Source organism: Nostoc sp. 'Peltigera membranacea cyanobiont' 213 (assembly GCF_002245975.1).
Taxonomy (GTDB): domain Bacteria; phylum Cyanobacteriota; class Cyanobacteriia; order Cyanobacteriales; family Nostocaceae; genus Nostoc.
Genome location: NZ_NOLI01000015.1, coordinates 1 through 15,046 on the forward strand (window position 1 = coordinate 1; position 15,046 = coordinate 15,046).

Here is a 15,046-nt window from a genome sequence, read left to right on the forward strand (position 1 = left end):
CGGGGTGGGGTTCTTCGAGTTTAATAAGCAATCAAGCGGAGATGATATTAGGTCATTTTCCCCATAAGGTGAGAGGCTAAGTCATCATGCAGTTGACGGCTAAACCCGATCGCACTTTTGGCTTAATTGTGGGTATTGAAAAGTACCACGAAACTGCTTGGAACGTCACGGGTGGGGGGCCAGCCGATGACGCGCTGAAATTTGCTCATTGGCTGCATCGGCGCGGTGTGCCGAGGGAGAATATTCGGTTATGTTTATCAGCACTAGAAGAAAATCATCAGTTAATTGGGGAATGTGGGTTAACTGTAGAGTTTGCAACTGAGCAAAATATCTCCGACATTGTGACTAACTTTTTATCCCCAAAGTCGGGAGATTTACTCTACATTTTTTGGGCGGGACATGGTTTGATTACCTCAGAACGAGAGCGTCGGTTGCTTTGTGCTGATGCAAATAAACAGAATTGGCAGAATTTAGATTTAAATTCTTTATTAGTTTTGTTGGGTTCCGATAATTTTCAGATTCGTAATCATATTTGTATTATTGATGCCTGTGCCAATTATGTTTTAGAGTCGAAGGGAAGACCAACTAACTTAGGTGGCAAAGCTTTTTTGAGTGGACAGCCAAAGCAAGATAGTCAACAATTTGTGTTACTGGCTGCGCGGGAAGGAGAAAAAGCTCAGGTAAATTCTCAAAATAAAACAGGATACTTTTCTCAAGCTGTGCGGGAGGCTTTTGCAGCAGCTAATGGGACTTTTCCCCCGAATATGAGGGAAGTTACTGAGGCAGTTAAGCAGCGATTTAAGGGTTTAGATAACAAACAACTGCCGACTTATTTTTATTCTCGTAGTTGGGATGGAGATATTGAAAAATCTCATTTCAACCCGTTTGATATCCCGCATAATATCCCACAGAGTCAAGCTCGTAAGTTTGTTGGCAGGGATGAGCAAATAGAACAATTGCATCAGCTATTGCAAGCAAATGATGTTGTGTCAATTAGCGATGTGACTAGACAAGGTGGCGTGGGTAAAACAGAGTTAGCTATTCAATACTCATGGCAATATCTAGAAGATTATTCTGGCGGCTGTTGTTGGTTAAATCCCCAAGGTATTGATTTGGGAACCCAGTTAGTAGAGTTTGGAGTTGTGAATTTACCTAACTTTAATCCACCGGATGGATTAAGCCTAGCAGGTAAAGTTGCTTATTGCTGGAAGAAGTGGCAAGCTGGCAAAGTTTTATTGATATTTGATGATGTCAAAGACTGGAAGCAAATTCAACCCTATCTACCACCGAAAGGTTCTCGGTTTAAGGTGTTAATTACCACTCGTCAAAACACAGGATTAACATATCCATCACTACCGCTAGGTGAATTGTCACCAGATGGAGCCTTAGAATTATTAACAACTCTGCTGGGAAAAGATAGGGTTGAGAAGGAATTAGAATTTGCTAAAGGTCTTTGCCGATTTGTGAATTATGTACCAATTGGACTTTACCAAATAGCAGCACAGTGCCGAGAGCCAGGAAGAGTATTATGCTAGCAGACATTCTCGCACGGCTACAAAAGCAAGCATCAGCAGGTGAGTCTGGTGTTGCAGCAGCTTTTGAGTTGAATTGGCAAAGCTTGGAACCAGAGGCGCAAAAATTGGCTTGTCTGTTGAGTTTGTTTGCTTTGGCTCCTATCCCTTGGTCTTTGGTAGAATCAACAGCAAGTGCTAGCCATTTGGAATTTGACTTTAAAGCTAACTGCACTATTTTAGTTAAGCGTTATCTGCTGCAAGAATTGGCAGAGGACACTTACCAAATCCATGATCGCATTCGGGAATTCTTGCAGCAGAAGTTAGAAGATTTGGCTGAAGCAAACGAACTTAAGCGCGGCTATTGTCAAGCAATGGTAGCTGTAGCCGACGATATTCCTCAGATACCCACATTGAGAGACATTGCACAAGCAACCCCGGTTATCCCACACATTGAAGAAACTGCTACAGTTTACCAAGCTTGGTTAAGGGATAAGGATTTAATCTCGCCTTCTGTAGGCTTGGGTAGATTTTACCAAGGTCAAGGAGCCTACGAGCAAGCTTTACCTTGGTATAAACAAAGTTTATTAGCCGCTAAAGAGCGTTTTGGTGAAGAACACTGGGATGTGGCAATTAGCTTAACCTATTTGGCACTCCTTTACAAATCACAGGGAAGGTACAGCGAAGCCGAACCTTTGTTAATCGAAACTTTGGCGATGACAAAACGTCTCCTGGGGGATGAACACCCCGATGTGGCAACTAGCCTGAACAATTTGGCAGGACTCTATAATTCACAGGGAAGGTACAGCGATGCCGAACCTTTGTTAATCGAAGCTTTGGCGATGAGAAAACGTTTCCTGGGGGATAAACACCCCGATTTGGCAACTAGCCTGAACAATTTGGCATTGCTCTACAAATCACAGGGAAGGTACAGCGAAGCCGAACCTTTGTTAATCGAAGCTTTGGTGATGAAAAAACGTCTCCTGGGGGATAAACACCCCGATTTGGCAACTAGCCTGAACAATTTGGCATTGCTCTACAATTCACAGGGAAGGTACAGCGATGCCGAACCTTTGTTAATCGAAGCTTTGGCAATGAAAAAACGTCTCCTGGGGGATAAACACCCCGATTTAGCAACTAGCCTGAACAATTTGGCAGGACTATATGATTCACAGGGAAGGTACAGCAATGCCGAACCTTTGTATATCGAAGCTTTGGAGATCGCTGAACAACGGTTGGGGGCAAATCATCCCAATACAATAACCTATCGTGAAAATCTGGAAGACTTGCGGCGGAATCGTCAGCCTTTATTCAGGAGAATGGTTGCTTTTGTCTCCCGTTGGTTTCAGTCTTTTAGGTAATCTGCACCGGCTGCATTACCTGCCTGGAATTCAAATCCTAGCCTAATAAGTAGGCAATATAATTAATTACAGAATGTCATTGCAAATACAGTGAAGCAAAATAGTGCGATCGCAACCCCTAAAACTACTTCTCTACGATATGCTTTGCGAAGGGAGCGATCGTAATAACTGTAAATATTTTTATTTCTCTACTTAATGAGCCTCTGAACTCCGTCAACGAGTATTTTATCTCCGTCAACGAGGCTTTTATCTCCGTCAACGAGTATTTTATCTCCGTCAACGAGTATTTTATCTCCGTCAACGAGTATTTTAGCTCCGTTGACGAGTCTGTTTTCATTGATCAAATCCCCGACTTCTTCAAGAAATCGGGGATCTAAATCTAGCTTAAGTAAGTAACTCACCATTCAGGTTTTCGGTGCGTTAGCCTACGGCATAACACACCCTACGAAACTACAAGGCTACCAGTTACCTACAGGTTGAGCTTCATGAGAAAACATTGAAGGATCGATTGAAATGCCCAATCCTTCAGCTACACGACGACCATAAGAAATATCTGCGCGGAAGAAGTGGCAAAGTTGGCGCATTTGGATGTCTTCCCTTGCTTGAGAGAGACTACCGACAATATTTTTAGCCAGACGCTCCTGCTGTTCAGGAGTTAGTAACCGATACAGATTACCTGCTTGGGTATAATCGTCGTTTCCTTCACGATGACTGTAGCGATCGACTGTGACATCGCCCAAATGACTAGGTGGTTCTGCATAAGCTGGATTTTCTTTGGGCGTACCCTCAGCACTATTCGGTTCATAGTTAGGAACGCTACCGCCGTTGTTCCCCGATGCCATAAAGCCATCTCGCTGATAATGCATCACTGGACATTTGGGCTGATTGACAGGTAGTTGCTGATAGTTACCACCCAAGCGATACCGTTGAGCATCTGGGTAAGAAAAGATGCGAGCTTGCAGCATTTTGTCTGGAGAGAAACTAATGCCAGGAACCACTGCACTAGGGCTAAAAGCGGCTTGCTCAACTTCGGCGAAATAATTCTCAGGGTTACGATTTAACTCTAATATCCCGACTTCAATTAAAGGATATTCCCCTTGTTTCCAAACTTTGGTCAAGTCAAAAGGATTATCTGGATGTTTTTCCGCTTGCTCTTCAGTCATCACCTGAATACACATCCGCCACTTAGGATAATCTTTATTAGCGATCGCTTCAAACAAATCGTGAGTCGCATGATCGGGATCTTCGCCCTTAATCTTGGCTGATTCTTCCTCAGTCAAAGTTTGATGCCCTTGCAGAGTCTTAAAGTGAAATTTACACCAAACGCGATCGCCTTCAGCATTAATTAAACTAAAAGTATGGCTACCAAAACCGTCCATGTGGCGATGGGTTTTGGGAATTCCCCGATCTGAAAACAGGATCGTCACCTGGTGAAGCGATTCTGGACTGAGTGACCAAAAATCCCACTTTGCATTCTGATCTTTGCAATTAGTTTGGGGATTGCGCTTTTGGGTATGGATAAAATCAGGAAACTTGAGGGGGTCGCGGATAAAGAAAATAGGGGTATTGTTACCTACAAGATCCCAGTTACCTTCCTCAGTATAAAACTTGAGGGAAAAACCTCTAGGGTCACGCTCGGCATCTGCTGAACCTTTTTCTCCTCCGACTGTAGAGAAACGCAAGAGAAGTTCCGTTTTCTTGCCAACTTCAGAAAAAAGTTTGGCTTTACTGTAGCGGGTAATGTCATTGGTAATAGTCAAAGTACCGTGAGCAGCCGCACCTTTAGCATGAACAACTCTTTCAGGAATACGTTCTCTGTTGAAATGAGCCAGCTTTTCTATGAGGTGGAAATCCTGCATTAATACAGGGCCACGCGCTCCAGCCGTGAGTGAGTTCTGATTATCGCTAACTGGAATACCGTCAGCAGTTGTTAAGTTTTGGGGTTCAGTCATGGTTAAAGAAGCTCTCCATGTAAGTTACTCAGATTGCCCACAGTACATTTTAGTCAGTAGATCGATACCTACTGATAGAACAATCTAATTCATAGTCATAACGAGTTTATATATAAAGCATACTCGATATGATTATGAATTACAAGGAATTTTTTTTGTATTTTACTAAGATGTAAAGATGATATATCGCCTCTATACTGCCTTTCAGGTATTTAAATGTTTGAGAATCAACGAACAAACATCTGTCGCCTCAATTTGATTTTCATTAACTAGGTGAGTTTGATGGGTGATAAATAGAGGCCCTTCAGCAACAGAAGTGGTGATGTTACCGTGAGAGCCACGCACCAGGGAAGCATCCAGAGGAATCACATCCATTAAGTAGCGAAAACCTAGTTGTTTCTTAAGTAACTTGAGAGCAATTTTTCCTTGAGGAAACTTAATTTGTGGATCGAGGAAAAGTTCTACAGGATCGTAACCAGGTTTGCGGTGGATATCTACAGTTCTAGCAAAATCAGGCGCTTTGGCATCATCGAGCCAATAATAATAGGTAAACCAAGCGTCAGATTGTGCGATCGCTACCAACTCTCCCGATCTAGGATGAGCAAGGTGGTAGGCTTGTTTACCCTCTTCATCCAATACCTCCGCTACGCCTTCAGTCGCTTCTAAAAGCGATCGCACTTTCGGGATATACGCCGGATCGTTCACATATACATGAGCAATTTGATGATCGGCGACAGCAAAGGCAATGCTAGCCCCAAAATCGAGCAGTTCTCGCCCTAATTCTTCTCGTATAGTAATTAGACCATTTTCTCGTAGTACGCGGTTTAAATCCACAGCTTTAGAAACTGGCGTAATACCATACTCAGAAAGAATAATTACCTGAGTATTACGTGCTTCAAAATATTTAATTAGATCGCCACAAACAGCATCAATTTCTCGTAAATCTGCTTGAATCTGTGTTTGATTGTTACCAAATTTTTGCAGACAGTAATCTAAATGTGGTAGATAAACTAGTGATAATGTCGGGCTGTAGCGTTCCTCAATCCACTTTGCGGAATTGGCGATCCATTGGCTAGAACTAATGGAAGTTTTGGGGCCCCAGAAATCGAACAGAGGGAAATTTCCTAAATCAGATTGAATTTGCGATCGCACATCACTAGGATGGGTATAAATATCAGGTAATTTTCTCCCATCTGCCGGATACATTGGGCGCGGCGTAATCGCATAATCTGCTGTAGAGTACATATTGTACCACCAAAAAAGGTTGGCACAAGTGAAGCTTGGATCGATTGATTTAGCTATTTCCCAAACTTTGGGAGCCTGGACTAGTTTATTAGATTGTCGCCAAAACTTCACTTCACATTCATCGCGAAAGTACCAACCATTCGCGACAATTCCATGTTCGTTAGGCAATTTTCCTGTTAAATAAGTAGCTTGAACCGAACAAGTCACCGCAGGTAACACTTTTTTGATAGGAACCACTTGCCCCTTCGCAGCCCAAGAAGATAAAAACGGTGTATTTTCTCCTAGCAAACTAGGCGTTAATCCCACGACATTTAGAACAACCGTTTTCTGCATAAATTTAATCCTTTCTTATACCAATTAAAAAACTAAGTAGATCGGCGTGAATAATTGAAGGTTTGTAGTGAGGACTTTAGTCCTCTTTTGAGGGCTGAAGCCCTCACTACGAACTCATCTTAATGTGTTTTATATTACTTAATCTACTTTGATTTATTCTCGCCTACTTACTTGACTAAAAAAGCACAATAACGCATCTCTACAGATTTAAACCAGAAAACCCAGCTTAAATCTTAATTTATTAATTACGAATTACGAATTACGAATTACGAATTAATTTTAATACCCACTCATATTCTCGCTGAATAGAAGTCAACAAATCTATCTTCATTTCTGATGGCAATACATCCCAAGTGTAAGTTTCAATTTCTAAATGCGAACAAGCATTATTTGTTTGAAGTAGATGCAAAACGGTGGCGATGTCATCTTGCGTAGACTGCAAAATTTGATAGTCATGAATAAAAATCGGAACGTGAAAATGAGTCCGCCATTCTTCAGCTAGAGATTGCTCTAAATGTGGTAAGGCAGTTATTAAATCAGGATAGTGATGGAGTGTACCATCATTGCGACGTTCTATTACCTGGTGAAGATAAGTAGATTCAGCAAAAGGACGTAAGCGCTCAACTATCAAATTACGCTTTTCAACCTCAGCAGGTATTTTTAATTTAATTGCAGCGCTGATTTGAATTTTGCCAATCCTAATTCCTGCCGATTGCAAACGCACAAATACAGATTGCGGTTCCTCATATTCAACTGAAAAATGGCATGTATCATAACAAACCCGGACATGTTCTAGCAATTTCATCTCTGCTAGATGCTGTTCAATATTTAATTTTTCTGATAAGTAGTTACCACCAATTGGCAACAACCAATTTTGGTAGAAATCAATTACTTCTGATGTATTTTCAATTAATCCATCAGGTTCAGGTTCTAAATCAATATGTAATATCTTTCCTGTTTCCTCGTGGATGCGAATCATCTCTATAACAACTGATGCTATATTCAAACAACTCTGTTTCAGAACTATTTCAAAAGTTATATGGTCTTTTACCCACCAAGGTTTATAGGATAATGGTAGTGTAGAAATTCCGCCATCTAGTCCTTCTGGTAACAGAGTAGCTAAAATTTCTGCCAAGTTTAATGTATAATTTACCCGTTCTTGTGTAGACCAATCTGGTGCATAAACTTGGTCTTTTACCACCTGTCGATGAAATCCGCCATAAGGGAATCCATTTAAGGTGAAAACATATAAATCTTGTTGAGTTAGCCAAGCTTGGAATTGAGCTAAGTTATTACTTTCTAAAAGTTCTTTTGCAGCAATATCTGCTAACCTCAAGCCAATCCCAAAAGGTTCTGTAGGTGATAAACGTGATTTGAGTTTAGGAATATAGTTTTCTAAATTAGCGAAAACCTCTAGCCAACTTTCACCAGGATGAATATTGCTGCAATAAGTTAAGTGAAAATTATTATTTTTTGTAATTTTCATTTTCTCGCTCTATCCCTTGTATATGTAATCTGTTTTCTTTGGCTTAAACTATTTCACAAAATACTTGCTACATATTCATGGTTAGGGGCGCATAGATGTGCGCCCCTATAGCCAATTTATGGTATTACTGGATGTACACATTCAAATTTAAGTAACAGCAAATACTTTTGCTAACTTCATCGAAATGGGTAGCAAGATTAGAACTAATAAACCGTAATATAAACCAGCAAAACCAGATGCAATAGTTGCATCTAAGACTATTAGAGATAAAACGCCTATTCTCACAGCATTTCGGATATTTTCGGCTATCGGTTCTCGCGCCGCTTTGATAAAGTTAGGCAAGATTCTGATAGCTAAGAAAACAGCGAATGGTAGGGCTGCGATCGCTGTATACTCTCCTAATAATCCTAAAGCTAAAACTGCCGTCAAAACTATTGCAATCAGTAGTAGTGCAACTACTCCCGTAATCTTCTTACCTCCGTGAACTTCACCCTGACTAATTGCGGTGATAGCAGCAATATAAATAACAGGAATTAATGCTAAATACCAGCGTTCTCCGATAATTGCTGGTACAGCACTTACGCCTAATAATAAATTACTACCACGACATAAACCCATATTAAGCGGGCCGAAAAAAGGATGATGTTTGGCGAGTGAATCATACAGGAGGCATGAAAAAATGATGAATGTAGCGATCGCAGCACTCAACAACGATACTTGAAAAGCAGCTATAATGCCGATGGCAAAAAGTATACTCCCCAATAAAGTAGCATTTTGACGAGATACGCGACCGCTGGGAATTGCTCTATTTGGTCGCTCTTTTGCATCTAATTCAGCATCGAAAACATCGTTAAAAACTATACCGCCGCCGTATAAACCAGTTGTAGCTAATAACAACCAAGCTAATGGAATTAGTATGGTAAAACTTGCTTCTCCATTGATTAATTGAGCAAAAATCATCCCAGAGCCGGAAGCAGCAAAACCAACAAGAATATCCGCCCAAGCAGTAACAATATTAGCAGGACGCATCAATTCCAGATAACCCCGCCAGCTTTGAAAATTTAAGCTTGCAACATTCACTTATCTGCCTCCATGCCTACTAATTTCTTAAAATTAAGATATGAATATCTTTTACAATCCCCCATACCCCAATCCCAATTTCTTATTCAATCAACACATAATCTGAAACTGATTTGATTCCTGGTTCCTGTCCCCGCAGCACAGAATTACCACTAAATAATTGACGCTGATCGACAGATTGCGGATTGAGCCAGTCTGACGCTTTCATCTGCCCAGTTTGACTGTAAGCAGCTAGAGCATTTTCATAACAAACTGCTCGCACGTGTTCTTCAGGAATGCCTCTATCTAACATCAATTGAGCCGTTTTCGGGACAGCCAAAGGATCGCTGATACCCCAATCAGCGCTACTATCCACAATGATGCGATCGCGTCCATACTTACGGACAACTTCTACCATCCTGGCGTTACCCATCTTCGTCTGTGGATAAATTGTGAAAGCTGCCCAAAAACCCCGTCCTAATACTTCTTCAACAGTTTCTTCGTTGTTGTGATCGATAACTACTTGTGAGGGATCTAAACCATATTCAATACAACGATCCATACTCCGACTAGCACCCGCCTTTTTATTGCGATGAGGAGTATGAATTAGTACCAACATATCGAGTTCTTTGGCTAATTCTAACTGTTGACAAAAGTACTTATCTTCTGCTTCTGTCATGTCGTCATAGCCAATTTCACCAATGGCAACAACTCCTTCTTTACAAGCATAAAGTGGTAGCAGTTCCATAACTTCAGTGGCTAGCGCTTCATTGTTAGCTTCCTTCGGGTTTAGTCCGATTGTACAATAGTGTTGGATGCCAAACTGACTAGCACGAAAGCGTTCCCAGCCTACAAGACTACTAAAATAGTCTTTAAATGAGCCAGCATTGGTTCGGGGTTGTCCTAACCAAAAAGCTGGTTCAATAACGGCGACAATGCCATATTCCCGCATTACTAAGTAATCATAAGTAGTACGGGAACACATGTGAATGTGAGGATCGATATACATCATACTGTGGTTTAATAATTGGGCATTGGGAACTTGTACTGACCGCAGTCGTTGGCGCAGCCTCTCGTAGAGAAGTATTGGGAATTGCGGATGGGAAGGAGAATAATAACCCCTAACTATTTTACAGACGCGATTAATCGCGTCTCTCCTAACTCAGCACTCAGAAATCATTTGCAGCTAAAACTGCTCCAAGTCAGATTACCTTGTTGAATGGATGACTGTAAATCTGGATAACGGGAGAGTAATGCTTGGGCTTGGGGTAAAGGAGACTCAGCACAAGCTAACGCTGCTGCTTGTTGCTCGTCTGTATCTCCATTAGCTAGGACTTTTTCCAAATCTGTGATGATGGCGCTATCTGCAAACCGCCCTACAGGTCGCCAAAGTTCTGGCGTAACTGAGCGTTTAGCTGCCCAACGTTCATGAGCATAGTCTGCCAACATCCTCGCTAATTCTGGGTTAGCACGCCGATCTAGACCCCAAATTAGATGCAACGGACTGCCGACAAACACAGCCTTTAGCACCATCTGATTCCAAGCAGCATTATCTAAGTAATTTGCTGGATAAGGGTTACGTAGTGCTATAGCTTGAAATACATTACTCATATTGCTGCGAATTCCCTCAGCAGTACGATGGCGATGTAACTCTGGATGTGGTAATAAGGGCAAACTTTGATAAAGGGCAACTAACTCCCCCATATCGGCAGTAGAAAAGACTCGATCGAGCGATCGCACGTACCCCTCAGCATCATCGTGGGGCAAAGCTAGAAGCAAAAGTGTGCGACCTGCTCGATCTACACTCCAATTACCAGGATACCAACCTGGAATCGCGTCCTGTGCTGATTCCAAGTCCTGGAATGTTAGCTGCAAATCCTGTTTACCTAGATAACGCGGCACAGCACTAAATGCCGTGAAAAAAACTCTCTCAGCAGCGCCGCTAGCAATCTGTGTCTGCTTCTGTTCCAGCCAAGCAAAAGCTTTCTCTGAAACAGACTTTAACAGCCAGTGATGCAGTAACTTGTTTACTTTACTCATGATGAATTTCAGGAGAAGTTGCCCAACTTTTTTGTGACAACTAAGTATAAAATTTACCACTAAACTTGATAGTTTGTGATTAAAGCAGCTAGATAATATACTACTAATATCAGAACTTCACCGAATCTATAAAAATATCCTAACTTTAAACAAGATATTGTAAAGATATAATTTTGATTAGATAAATCTGAAATTTATCTTACGTAAAAACTTTAGAATTTTTATGTGATGATGATATTTATTGCCAACCTCAGATAAAAAATCTAGGGATCAATCAAATTAGGAATTAATGTTATTTTGAACTTTATCCTACTAGGTAAAAGCAGTTAAAAAACATATTTTTTTAGTGCTTATACTTGTCTAGGGAATTATTTATGTATTGAAGCTCTCAATTTAATTATTGTGCTAATTCTGCTGCCAAATTTAATTTTATTACCTCTATTTCCAGTTAGTTAAAAACTTCTAATATCCCAATGACTATTCAACAAAAAACTGCTCTGACTCTGCAACCAATTAACCAACGTGTCCGCGTCACGTTTAATTATGATGTTCACTTCACTAAAGGTCTGTTTGAGTTAGATAATCCTTTACTAGCACAAGTGATTGCTACAGAAGGAGAGACAACTCCAAAACAAGTGCTAGCAGTGGTAGATGGAGGATTTTTACAGTATCAGGATAGGTTGCTAGAAAAATTATCAGTTTACGCCCAGTGTTATGGAGATGCGATCGCTTTGGTTGGTAAACCGATGGTAGTTCTGGGTGGAGAAGCAGTCAAAAACGATTCTAGATTTATAGAGCAAATTCATCAGCAAATCAATGCATCTGGATTGTGTCGTCACTCCTACGTCTTAGCAATTGGAGGTGGAGCCGTGCTAGACATGGTAGGATATGCAGCAGCAACGGCTCACCGAGGAATTCGGCTGCTACGAGTACCAACAACAGTATTAGGGCAAAACGATTCGGGCGTAGGAGTAAAGAACGGAATCAATGCCTTTGGCAAGAAAAACTTTTTGGGTACATTCATGCCACCTTATGCTGTATTGAATGACTTTGATTTTCTTACTAGCCTTGACGATCGAGATTGGCGATCGGGTATTGCAGAAGCGGTAAAAGTAGCGCTGATTAAAGATGCAGACTTCTTCGATTTCATTATGACTAATGCCAAAAATTTGGCTAATCGAGACATGGACATAATGGAAAGGCTGATCTATCGCTGTTCGCAGTTACATTTAGAGCATATTGCTGGAAGCGGCGATCCCTTTGAAATGGGTTCATCGCGTCCTTTGGACTTTGGACACTGGGCTGCTCACAAACTAGAGCATTTAACTAATTACAGCTTACGTCACGGTGAAGCTGTAGCGATCGGCATTGCTTTAGATACAACCTATTCATATTTAACAGGGCAACTATTGCAATCTGAGTGGCAAAGGGTTATAACTACACTCAGTAAATTGGGCTTTACCTTATATATATCAGCACTGACAGAACAATTAGATCGACTTGACCATCCCCATTGTCTATTTAGGGGGCTTACGGAGTTCCGCGAACACTTGGGAGGAAAATTGACAATCACTCTTCTACAAGGAATCGGACAAGGAATAGAAGTTCACCAGGTGGATTTGTCTTTATATAGAGATGCTATTTTGATGCTGCAAGATTGGGAACTTTCGCATTAACTCTCCTTATCTCCTCAACCCCCCTTGGTGTTCGCAATGAAAACCTTTATGCTCCCAAGCTTGCATATCTACTTCGGTAAGTCTTGTCACATTTGAGCATTGTGGTTGAATAATTTGACTTAAAATAGCCCACAACAGGCTGCGGGTTAAATCTAATCCAGTTTTGCGCCAAGATTCATTATTACCAGGAACACCCAACTCCTCAACAATCTGTGGCTCTACCCAAATACCATGAGCGCCCAAGAGAATCTGTGCCATCCATAAGGCTCTGGGTAAGTGACTTGGCGAAGTAATCAACATGACTTTATGCACTCCCCAACGCCGGAGAATCGGGATACCATAATAAAAATTTTCAAAAGTAGAATTCGCGCACTTTTCTAACCAAACGTTTTGTAACTCTGCTGATTCCGGCTGAAAAATTAACCATATACAAGGATCTGGGGAACCATGAGAAATTAAAATTGGGGTTTGCGGGTATTGTTTGGCTAATTGGGCAACATAAGTTTCTCGACGAATACTGCCACCAAGCACAAAGAAGGCATCTACTGGCTGTGAAGAAGCAAAAACTAAGGTTATAGTAGTAAAAATCAGCCAACTGCCCAAAACAAAGTACAATACGCCAGTTAGTTTTCGTAACAATTGCCACAGATTAGCAATTTTTTTTTTAATAGAAATTAACGATTTGATGGTAAATTTACGTTTCATGACTTTGGTAAGAAAACCTGATTTAATAGCTGTCTAACAGTCCTGCAATTAAGCGATCAAAGTGCTATCTTATAAAAGTAATGAATCAGTACAAACATGACGCTAATCAAAGTGTCACATGTTAAGTATAGCCTTCCGGAGACGGCTAACAAACTGAGAAATGGTTGTTAATAATGCAGTATTTTCGGCATCATTACAACAATAAAAATGATGAAGAGAGCATAGCTTAGTTTGGGGTATAAAAACTTAAAAATTTCTGGAAAGCCTGATTGCTAAACTGTCAACAACACAATTATTCCAGCTAATATACATGAACCAATCTGCGAAAAGTTACTCACCGCTCCAAGTAGCCTTGATTGGTGGAGCGATCGCCACAACTGCTACGATGTCTGTGTTCGGCCCTGCTTGGACTCGTGATGTCCGTGCCGCTCTAGCCCTACAAGACAGCCCGAAAGTGATAGTTGACCAAGTGTGGCAACTGGTGAATCATGAGTATGTTGATGGCAAATTTAATCAACAAGATTGGCAAGCAACCAGGCAAAGCCTGTTGAGCAAAGACTATTCTTCGCGGGAAGAAGCATACACTGCCATCCGCGAAGCTTTACAAAAGTTGGGAGATCCTTACACTCGATTCATGGATCCCAAACAGTTTGAAGCCTTAACTAGCCAAACATCTGGTGAAGTCTCTGGTATTGGCGTTCGGATGGAAGTCAACGAAAAAACTCAGCGCCTCACTGTCGTTGAAGCCATAGAAAATTCTCCAGCACTGAAAGCTGGGATCAAAGCAGGCGATGAAATTTTGGCAATTGACGGCAAATCCACTCTCAAGATGAAAGTGGATGACGCTTCCAAGTTAATTCGCGGAAAAGCGGGTAGTCCCATCAAGCTAAAGCTGGGACGAGCCGGACAAAATGCCTTTGAATTGAAGCTAACGAGAGCAAGTATTGAAGTACCAACGGTACGTTATACCCTTAGACAAGAAGGAAATCGCCGCGTTGGTTATATCCGTTTGCGAGAATTTAGCGCCCACGCCGCAGATCAAATGCAACGAGCTATCCGCGATTTGAACAGTAAGAAAGTTGATTCTTATGTCTTAGATTTGCGGGGAAATCCTGGCGGGTTGTTACAAGCGAGCATTGAAATTGCTCGCATGTGGTACGATAACGGCGGAATTGTCAAGACAGTAGACCGTGTAGGCGGCACTGAAGAAACTAAAGCCAATCGCACTGCTTTAACAAATCGTCCCTTAGCAGTCTTAGTAGATGGGAATTCAGCTAGTGCTAGCGAAATCCTCACAGGGGCACTCAAGGATAATAAGCGGGCAGTAGTCGTAGGTGGTCAAACTTTTGGTAAAGCACTAGTGCAGTCAGTTCACGAACTTGCAGATGGTTCCGGCTTGGCTGTCACCATTGCCCATTACTACACCCCGGCGGGAACAGATATTAACCATAAAGGGATTGCCCCAGATATCAAGCTAGACTTGACAGAGGCACAAGAGCGGCAATTAGCTTCTAATCCAGATTTAATCGGAACTAAGAGCGATCCGCAATATGCTCGAGCGATCGCAATTTTATCAAATAATAACTTTGCCCAGCCGCCAGCAAATCAGCCCACTCGCCCTATGAGCCGCGCCGATAGCTTGAAATTTTAGATTGACGCAAATGATTTCTTACCAGGT

The 15,046-nt window shown here is 41.5% G+C and carries 12 protein-coding genes; 4 read left to right on the forward strand and 8 right to left on the reverse strand.

Features of this window, described 5'->3' with window-relative positions:
• The first annotated feature begins 86 nt into the window (after positions 1-86).
• Both CDG77_RS06755 and CDG77_RS06760 read left to right on the forward strand, forming a co-directional pair.
• Entirely contained in the window at positions 87-1,535 is a 1,449-nt protein-coding gene (locus tag CDG77_RS06755; protein WP_094328636.1) for a caspase family protein, read from the forward strand.
• Complete coding sequence (locus CDG77_RS06760; protein WP_094328637.1) at positions 1,529-2,872, forward strand: tetratricopeptide repeat protein; 1,344 nt, start codon at positions 1,529-1,531, stop codon at positions 2,870-2,872. Before CDG77_RS06755 ends, CDG77_RS06760 begins: the two co-directional genes overlap by 7 nt.
• A gap of 188 nt (positions 2,873-3,060) precedes the next feature.
• Here the strand turns inward: CDG77_RS06760 and CDG77_RS06765 are convergent, their stop codons facing one another.
• The 7 genes from CDG77_RS06765 to CDG77_RS06795 form a co-directional block, all read right to left on the reverse strand.
• Entirely contained in the window at positions 3,061-3,276 is a 216-nt protein-coding gene (locus tag CDG77_RS06765) for a hypothetical protein (protein ID WP_094328638.1), read from the reverse strand.
• A gap of 54 nt (positions 3,277-3,330) precedes the next feature.
• A complete protein-coding gene (locus tag CDG77_RS06770; RefSeq protein WP_094328639.1) occupies positions 3,331-4,824 on the reverse strand; it encodes a catalase in 1,494 nt (497 codons plus the stop codon).
• 204 nt (positions 4,825-5,028) lie between these two features.
• Complete coding sequence (locus tag CDG77_RS06775) at positions 5,029-6,402, reverse strand: alkaline phosphatase family protein (protein WP_094328640.1); 1,374 nt, start codon at positions 6,400-6,402, stop codon at positions 5,029-5,031.
• Positions 6,403-6,661: 259 nt separating this feature from the next.
• Entirely contained in the window at positions 6,662-7,888 is a 1,227-nt protein-coding gene (eboE, locus tag CDG77_RS06780) for a metabolite traffic protein EboE (RefSeq protein ID WP_094328641.1), read from the reverse strand.
• Positions 7,889-8,035: 147 nt separating this feature from the next.
• Entirely contained in the window at positions 8,036-8,968 is a 933-nt protein-coding gene (gene eboC, locus CDG77_RS06785; RefSeq protein ID WP_317615910.1) for a UbiA-like protein EboC, read from the reverse strand.
• A gap of 82 nt (positions 8,969-9,050) precedes the next feature.
• Complete coding sequence (locus CDG77_RS06790) at positions 9,051-9,932, reverse strand: TatD family hydrolase (protein WP_223269724.1); 882 nt, start codon at positions 9,930-9,932, stop codon at positions 9,051-9,053.
• A 191-nt stretch (positions 9,933-10,123) separates the two neighbouring features.
• The gene (locus CDG77_RS06795) at positions 10,124-10,987 is read right to left on the reverse strand and encodes an EboA family metabolite traffic protein (protein ID WP_094328643.1); all 864 of its coding nucleotides are present in this window, start codon (positions 10,985-10,987) and stop codon (positions 10,124-10,126) included.
• A 473-nt stretch (positions 10,988-11,460) separates the two neighbouring features.
• Between CDG77_RS06795 and CDG77_RS06800 the strand changes: the two genes are divergently transcribed.
• Complete coding sequence (locus CDG77_RS06800; protein WP_094328644.1) at positions 11,461-12,663, forward strand: 3-dehydroquinate synthase; 1,203 nt, start codon at positions 11,461-11,463, stop codon at positions 12,661-12,663.
• Between the two features lie 6 nt (positions 12,664-12,669).
• Here the strand turns inward: CDG77_RS06800 and CDG77_RS06805 are convergent, their stop codons facing one another.
• Entirely contained in the window at positions 12,670-13,368 is a 699-nt protein-coding gene (locus tag CDG77_RS06805; protein WP_190233917.1) for a YdcF family protein, read from the reverse strand.
• A 310-nt stretch (positions 13,369-13,678) separates the two neighbouring features.
• On the opposite strand from CDG77_RS06805, the gene ctpB reads away from it, so the two are divergent.
• On the forward strand, positions 13,679-15,019 hold the full coding sequence (ctpB, locus tag CDG77_RS06810; RefSeq protein ID WP_094328645.1) for a carboxyl-terminal processing protease CtpB: 1,341 nt from the start codon (positions 13,679-13,681) through the stop codon (positions 15,017-15,019).
• Positions 15,020-15,046 lie beyond the last annotated feature (27 nt).